We start from the raw sequence: 7,522 nt of genomic DNA on the forward strand, positions 1-7,522 counted from the left end.
GCCCGCGGCGCCTGCCGCGGCACCGGCCCAGGCGCAACAGGCCCAGCCGGCCAAGGCCAAGGCCGACGGCAAGACCCTCACGGTCGCGCTCGCACAGAGCGTCGACTCGCTGAGCCCGTTCCTGGCTCAGCGCCTGGTCAGCACGAGCATCCACCGGCTCATGTACGAGTACCTGACCAACTACGACCCCAAGGACAACAAGACCATTCCGGGCTTCGCCACGGAGTGGAAGTCCTCGTCGGACAAGCTGACGTGGACCTACACGATCCGCGGCGACTCCAAGTGGTCGGACGGGGAGCCGGCGACCGCCAAGGACGCGGCGTTCACGTTCAACAAGATGATGAGCGACCCGAACGCCGCGCAGGCCAACGGCAGCTTCACCTCGAACTTCAAGAAGGTCACCGCGCCCAGCGACACCGAGCTCGTGATCGAGCTCAAGACGCCGCAGGCGACGATGGTCTCCCTGGACGTCCCGATCGTGCCCGAGCACATCTGGAAGGACGTCAAGGACTACTCGAAGTTCAACAACGACGAGAAGTTCCCGATCGTCGGCAACGGCCCCTTCACGCTGACCGAGTACAAGACCGATCAGTACGTGAAGCTGAAGGCGAACAAGGAGTTCTGGCGCGGGGCGCCGCAGTTCGACGAGCTGGTCTTCCGTACGTACAAGGACCAGGACGCCGCCGTCGCCGCTCTCAAGAAGGGCGAGGTGTCCTTCGTCGCCGGCTCGCCCGCGCTGACGCCCGCTCAGGCCGCGAGCCTCAAGGGCGAGAAGAACATCAAGGTCAACGAGGGGCCGGGCCGCCGCTTCTTCGCCATCGCCACCAACCCGGGGGCGCAGACGAAGGACGGCAAGAAGTTCGGTGACGGGCACCCGGCGCTGCTCGACCAGAAGGTGCGCCAGGCGCTGTTCCTGTCCGTCGACCGCAAGACCATCGTCGACAAGGTGTTCCAGGGGCACGCCGTCGAGGGCGAGGGCTACATTCCGCCGCGCTTCGAATCGTATTTCTGGAAGCCGGCGGGCGATCAGAAGCTCGCGTACGACCCGGAGCGGGCCGCCAAGCTGCTCGACGAGGCCGGATATCCGCTGAAGGGCGACAAGCGCGTCGGCAAGGACGGGAAGCCGCTCGACTTCCGGATCCTGTGCCACGCCACCGACCCCAACGACAAGGCCATCGGCAAGTATCTGAAGGAGTGGTGGGGCGACTTGGGCATCGGGCTCGAGGTCCAGTGCCTCGACGATGTCTCGGTTCCCTGGTACGCGGGTGAGTACGACCTGGCCTTCGACGGCTGGTCCGTGAACCCCGACCCGGACTTCGTGCTCGGTATCCACACCTGTGCGGCGCTGCCGGAGAAGGCGAAGGAGAGCGCGGCCACCGACAACTTCATCTGCGACAAGAAGTTCGACGACCTGTACAAGAAGCAGGCCGCCGAATACGACCCGGCCAAGCGCGCCGAGACCGTCAAGGAAATGCAGTCCTGGCTGTACGACTCCGGGTACATGAACGTCATCGCGTACCCGAACGCGGTCGAGGCGTACCGCACGGACCAGATCAAGTCCATCAAGACCATGCCCGAGGCCTCCGGCAACATCTATGGCCAGGACGGGTATTGGAGCTGGTGGTCGGCGGTTCCGGCGAGCTCGGGCAGCGCCGGCGCGGACTCGGGGAACGGCGGTGACGACTCCGGCTCGACCGGTGTCGTGATCGGCATCGTGATCGGTGTGCTGGTGCTTGGCGGTGCCGTGTTCCTGTTCACGCGGCGGCGCGCGGCCACGGCGGACGACCGCGAATAGCCCTGACGGGCAAGGACCGACTCAAGGTAAGCGAACCGCACGAGTAACGAGAGTCCTATGACAGCTGAGAGCACTCCGGCGCTCGTGCACAGCGCGGAAGCCGACGGCCTGGCAGATGCCGGGCCGTCGGCCGGCCGCGGACCACGCGCGCGCAACACCAAGGCCTATCTGCGCTATGCGGCGGGCAAGATCGTGGGGGCCGCGATCTCCCTGTTCGCCGTGCTCGTCACGAGCTTCTTCCTCTTCCGGCTGATCCCCAGCGATCCCGTCAAGCACATGACGGGCGGCCGCCCGGTCTCCAGTGAGCAACTGGAGAACCTGCGGCGGGAGTTCGGCCTCGACCAGCCCATGTGGCAGCAGTTCCTGGACTACATCGGGGATGCGCTGTCGGGCGACTTCGGAATGTCGTACCAGTTCCACGCACCGGTGATGGAGAAGATCACGGCGGCGCTGCCGGCGACGCTGCTGCTCACCGGTACCGCGTTCATCCTCTTCACCGCACTCGGCCTGTGGCTCGGGACGCGGTCGGCCTGGCGGCACGGGCAGAAGGGCGACCGCTTCAACAGCGCCCTGGCCCTGACGCTGTACTCCGTACCGTCCTTCTGGCTCGGGCTGCTGCTCATCATCGTGTTCTCCGTCGGCGTGGGCCCCATTCCCGGGCTCTTCCCGACCGGCGGTCTCGAATCCGGCAGCGAGAGCGGGTTCGCGTACATCGTCGATGTCGCGCACCACATGGTCCTGCCGGTCATCACCCTGGTGGCGGTCGGTTACGCGCAGACCCTGCTCGTAATGCGTTCCTCGCTGCTCGACGAGATGGGCAGCGACTATCTGACGACCGCGCGGGCCAAGGGACTTCGCGACGATGTCGTACGGCGCCGGCATGCCGTACCGAACGCGATGCTGCCCACGTTCACGCTGATGTTCGTGAACCTCGGACATGTGGTCGCCGGGCAGATCCTGGTCGAGACGGTGTTCTCCTGGCCGGGGCTCGGCGGTCTCTTCTACGAGGCGCTCGCGGGCCCCGACCTGCCGCTGGTGCAGGCGCTGTTCTTCCTGTTCGCCGCCGCGGTGATCCTGGCCAACACGCTGGCCGATGTGCTGTATCCGCTGCTCGATCCCCGGGTGGGCCGATGACCGCAGAACCGCCGCTGACCACGAAATCCCCGGTCCCGGCAGAAACCCTGACCAAGGCCGTCGCCGCGAAGAGCCCCCGGGCGCTCAAGGCGGCCCGTATGCGCCAGTCGCTCGTACGGTTCTGGAAGGAGTACCGCACCCACAGGAGCGGGCTCTGGGGCCTCGCCGCCCTGGCGCTCATCGCTCTGATCGCGCTCGGCGCGCCGCTGCTGGTGGGCGCGGACTCGGAGTCCGTGACGGATGCTCCGGGCCAGGCCATGGAGGATCCGAGCGGTGAATTCCCGCTCGGCACCGACCAGTTCGGGCGCAGCGTCCTGGCCCTGCTGGTCTGGGGCTCCCGTGTCTCCCTGACGGTCGGTCTCCTCGCCGCTTTCCTGTGCGTGGCGATCGGCACCGTCGTCGGGATCGTCGCCGGGCATTTCAAGGGCTGGTTCGCGACCGTCCTCATGCGGGTCACCGACTGGTTCCTGGTGATGCCGACGCTGGTGCTCGCCATCGCCCTGGCGACCGTGATGGACCGCTCCATGTGGACGGTGATCCTCGCGATCGGCGTCACCACCTGGCCCACCACCGCCCGCCTCGTCCGGGCCCAGACCCTGGCCGTCGAGTCCCGCCCGTACATCGAGCGGGCCCGCGCGCTCGGCGGCGGGCACGGGCACATCATGCTGCGGCACGTGCTGCCCAACGTGATGCCCCTCGTCCTCGCGCAGACGACGCTGGTGATCTCCAGCGCGATCCTCACGGAGTCCACGCTCGCGTTCCTCGGGCTCAGCGACCCCACCATCACCTCGTGGGGCGGGATGCTCCAGGACGCACGTGAGGCGGGCGCCGTGAGCGCCGGACACTGGTGGTATCTCGCGCCGCCCGGACTTGCCATCGCGATGGTGGCGCTGGCGTTCACGCTGTGCGGGCGCGCGGTCGAATCGGTTCTCAATCCCAGGCTGGGGGTGGCCCGTTGAGCCTCTTGGAGGTACGTGATCTGCATGTCACGTACGCGAATGGCGCCCAGGCGGTACGCGGCGTCGACCTCACCGTGGACGCCGGGCAGAAGCTGGGCATCGCGGGCGAGTCCGGCTGCGGCAAGTCGACGCTCGCCCTCGCGCTGCTTCGTCTGCTGCCCGCGGGCACCAAGGTGACCGGGCAGATCCTGCTCGACGGCGAGGACATCCTCGCGATGAAGTGGGGCCGGCTGCGGGCGGTGCGCTGGGCGGGGGCGTCGATCGTCTTCCAGGGCGCGATGCACTCGCTGAACGCGGTGCACCGTATCGGCGACCAGATCGCCGAGCCGATCCGGCTTCACCGGACGACGCCCGCGGGGAAGGTGAAGGAACGGGTCGCCGAACTGCTCGAACACGTGGGTCTTCCGGCCGCGCGCGCCGAGGCCTATCCCCATGAGCTGTCGGGCGGGCAGCGGCAGCGCGTGATGATCGCGATGGCGCTCGCGTGCGCACCGGACCTGATCATCGCGGACGAGCCGACGACCGCGCTCGATGTGATGATCCAGGCGCAGATCCTGCGCCTGATCGAGGAGTTGGTGGCCGAGCAGGGCCTCGGTCTCATCATGATCAGCCATGACCTGGCGGTCCTCGCCGACACCTGCGACCGCCTGACGGTCATGTACGCGGGGCGCGTGGTCGAGGAGGGACCCGCTCAGCAGGTGTACGAGGACGCCCAGCACCCGTACGGCAAGGCGCTGTCGGCGGCGTTCCCGCGAATCGGGGATCCGTCCTCGCGGTTCGCCCCGCGAGGACTGCCCGGGGATCCGCCGGATCCTTCCGATCTGCCGACGGGGTGCACCTTCCATCCGCGGTGTCCGGTGGCGTTGGAGTCGTGTGCGGTGGAGGACCAAGTACTGGTCGACGCCGGGGAGTTGCGGCGGGCGGCTTGTGTACACGTGGGGGCCCCGAGGGGTGCCGAGGACGCTTCGGTGGGGAGTGGACGATGAGTGCTTTGCTGAGTGCCGCCGGCCTCGGGGTGACCTTCCCCGGCCGGCGCGGCGCGCCCGAGGCGCGGGCCGTGGACGGGGTCGACCTGGACATCCGGCGCGGCGAGATCGTGGCGCTTGTCGGCGAGTCCGGCTGCGGCAAGACGACCCTCGCCCGCTCACTGCTCGGCCTGGTCCCGCCGACCTCCGGTCAAGTGCTCTTCGACGGCGCCCCGTTGACGTATCGCGGGAAGGCCCTGAAGACGTACCGCAAGCGCGCACAGCTCGTGCTGCAGGACCCCAGCGGCTCGCTGAACCCGCGGCACACCGTGTACGACGCGGTCGCGGAGGGGCTGCGCATCCACGGATACGCGGGGGACGAACGCGAGGCGGTGGCAGGCGCCCTGTCGCGGGCCGGGCTTCGCCCGCCCGAGCGCTTCTTCCTGCGCTATCCGCACGAGCTGTCGGGCGGCCAGCGGCAGCGCGTCGTCATCGCGGGCGCGCTCGTCCTCGATCCCGAACTGATCGTCGCGGACGAGCCGGTGGCGTCCCTCGACGCCTCCGTGCGCGGGGAGATCCTCGCGCTGCTGCTCTCGCTCCGGACGGAGCTGGGGCTCTCGGCCCTGGTCGTCACCCATGACCTGGGCCTCGCATGGAACATCGCGGACCGGGTGGCGGTGATGTACCTGGGCCGGATCGTGGAGACGGGAACGGTCGAGGAGGTCCTGACCTCACCCCAACACCCGTACACACAAGCCCTGTTGTCCGTCCTTCCGGAGGCCCCGGGCGATCCGGTGGTCCTCACCGGCGAGCCACCGGACCCTTCACGCATCCCGGGCGGCTGCCGCTTCCACGCCCGCTGCCAGGTGCTCGCGTCCGGCGAGGCCGAGCGCGCGGGCGTCGCCGGGGACTGCCGGACCACCTTGCTGCCGGTGCTTTCGGGGGGTGGGGAGCGGCAGGTGGCTTGCCATTGGGCTGCGGCTCGGGTGAGTTCGGGCTGAGCTCCCGCTGATGCACGTCGAAGGGCCCCGCGTTCGTGCGGGGCCCTTCGCGTTTTTCGGCTGTGCTGCCCGGCGGCCTCTACGGTCCGGGCCGGCTGTGAGGTCCGGCGGGCTGTGCGGGCTGTGCGGCTCGGCGGGCTGTGCGGCTCGGCGGGCTGTGCGGCTCGGCTATGCCGCGAGCAGTGCCTTCGCGCGCTGGACGTCGACCGCGATGGCCTGGATCAGCTGCTCGAGCGAGTCGAACTTCGCCATGCCCCGTACGTACGCGACGAAGTCGACGGCCACGTGCAGGCCGTACAGGTCGAGTCCGACGCGGTCGATCGCGTACGCCTCGACGGTGCGCTCCTTGCCGTCGAACTGCGGGTTGGTGCCCACGGAGATCGCGGCGGGCATGGCCTCGCCGTCGACGTGCAGATAGCCGGCGTAGACGCCGTCGGCGGGGATCGCGGTGTGCGGCAGGGTCTCGACGTTGGCCGTGGGGAAACCCAGCTCGCGGCCGCGCTGGGCGCCGCGGACGACGATGCCCTCGACGCGGTGGGGGCGGCCGAGGATCTCGGCGGCGCCCTCGACGTCGCCCTCGGCGACGAGGCGGCGGGTCAGGGTGGAGGAGAACGGGTCGCCGCCGCCTGCCTCGCCGCGTACGAACAGGTCGATGACCTCGACGTCGTAGTCGTATGTACGGCCCTGCTCGGCGAGGAACTCGACGTTGCCGGCGGCCTTGTGGCCGAAGCGGAAGTTGGGGCCCTCGACGACGACGCGGGCGTGCAGTTTGTCGACGAGCACCTTGGCGACGAAGTCGGCCGGGGAGAGCTTCGAGAACTCCGCGGTGAACGGGAGGATCAGCACGGCGTCGACACCCAGCTCGGCCATCAGCTCGGCGCGGCGGTGGTGCGGGGCGAGCAGCGGGGGGTGGCTGCCGGGGCGGACGACCTCGCTGGGGTGCGGGTCGAAGGTGACGACGACGCTCGGGATGCCCAGCTCACGGGCGCGCTCGACGGCGCGGCCGATGATCAGCTGGTGACCGCGGTGTACGCCGTCGTAGGAGCCGATGGTGACGACGCTGCGCCCCCAGTCCTGGGGGATGTCCTCCAAGCCACGCCAGCGCTGCACGGTGTTTGCTCCTCGCCGAACCTGTGTGTGTTGTTCTGTTTGCGCAGGACTAAGAGTGCCATGCCTTTTCCGGGGACCCCGCCCCCGGGGCCCCGCTCGCCCTGCGTCCCCACGCCACAGCTGTCCGGGAGCGCTCCTTCTTGGGTGTTCTGCGTCGTGGGGCTCGTGCGCGTGCGGTTTCGTCGGGGGGCTTCGTGTGCGGGATTCGGCTGGGGTGTGCTGCGCGTGCGGTGCCGTTGAGGGCTTCGTGGGCGTGGGCGGGTTTCCGACGGTGCGTGCGGCGGCGCGTGTGGTTTTCGTCGGGGGTGCTTCGTGGGCGGCTTTCCGCCGGTGCGTGCGGTTTCGCTGTGGGGCCGCTTCGTGGGCGGCTTTCCGCCGGTGCGTGCGGATTCGCTGTGGGGCCGCTTCGTGGGCGGCTTTCCGCCGGTGCGCTGTCGCCTGCGGTTTCGTCGTGGGTCGGGGCCGGGGTGGGGTGCTTGCTCATTCGGGCAATGGCACCGTTCCCGCGAAGGGACGCCGCCTACGTCGGGGGCGCCCGAATGACAAATCAACCCCCCC

6 protein-coding genes are annotated in these 7,522 nt (G+C 69.3%); 5 read left to right on the forward strand and 1 reads right to left on the reverse strand.

Annotated elements, in window-relative coordinates:
- From ABT367_RS39790 to ABT367_RS39810, 5 genes are all read left to right on the forward strand, one after another.
- A partial coding sequence (locus ABT367_RS39790) for an ABC transporter substrate-binding protein (RefSeq protein ID WP_352258651.1) occupies positions 1-1,795 on the forward strand: 1,795 nt, incomplete at its 5' end.
- 57 nt (positions 1,796-1,852) lie between these two features.
- Positions 1,853-2,929 carry an ABC transporter permease gene (locus tag ABT367_RS39795; protein ID WP_352258652.1) on the forward strand — a complete coding sequence of 359 codons (1,077 nt, stop codon included), beginning with the start codon at positions 1,853-1,855 and terminating at the stop codon, positions 2,927-2,929.
- Entirely contained in the window at positions 2,926-3,888 is a 963-nt protein-coding gene (locus tag ABT367_RS39800; protein ID WP_434975646.1) for an ABC transporter permease, read from the forward strand. Before ABT367_RS39795 ends, ABT367_RS39800 begins: the two co-directional genes overlap by 4 nt.
- Positions 3,885-4,874, forward strand: a complete 990-nt coding sequence (locus ABT367_RS39805; RefSeq protein ID WP_352258654.1) for an ABC transporter ATP-binding protein — start codon at positions 3,885-3,887, stop codon at positions 4,872-4,874. The genes ABT367_RS39800 and ABT367_RS39805 overlap by 4 nt, the downstream gene beginning before the upstream one ends.
- Positions 4,871-5,854: an ABC transporter ATP-binding protein gene (locus ABT367_RS39810; RefSeq protein ID WP_352258656.1), complete on the forward strand. Its 984-nt coding sequence runs from the start codon at positions 4,871-4,873 to the stop codon at positions 5,852-5,854. Before ABT367_RS39805 ends, ABT367_RS39810 begins: the two co-directional genes overlap by 4 nt.
- Positions 5,855-6,022: 168 nt before the next feature.
- Here ABT367_RS39810 and ABT367_RS39815 read toward each other — a convergent pair whose 3' ends face one another.
- Positions 6,023-6,964, reverse strand: coding sequence for a bifunctional riboflavin kinase/FAD synthetase (locus tag ABT367_RS39815; protein WP_352258658.1), 942 nt, complete (start codon positions 6,962-6,964; stop codon positions 6,023-6,025).
- Positions 6,965-7,522 lie beyond the last annotated feature (558 nt).

The sequence above is a fragment of the Streptomyces mesophilus genome (genome assembly GCF_040300965.1).
Classification (GTDB): Bacteria; Actinomycetota; Actinomycetes; order Streptomycetales; family Streptomycetaceae; genus Streptomyces; species Streptomyces mesophilus_A.

What these genes read in the sequence shown, in the direction of transcription:
- ABT367_RS39795 (WP_352258652.1), top strand. Translation starts at nt 1,853, where the DNA reads ATGACAGCTGAGAGCACTCCGGCGCTCGTGCACAGCGCGGAAGCCGAC.
- ABT367_RS39800 (WP_434975646.1), top strand. Translation starts at nt 2,926, where the DNA reads ATGACCGCAGAACCGCCGCTGACCACGAAATCCCCGGTCCCGGCAGAA.
- ABT367_RS39810 (WP_352258656.1), top strand. Translation starts at nt 4,871, where the DNA reads ATGAGTGCTTTGCTGAGTGCCGCCGGCCTCGGGGTGACCTTCCCCGGC.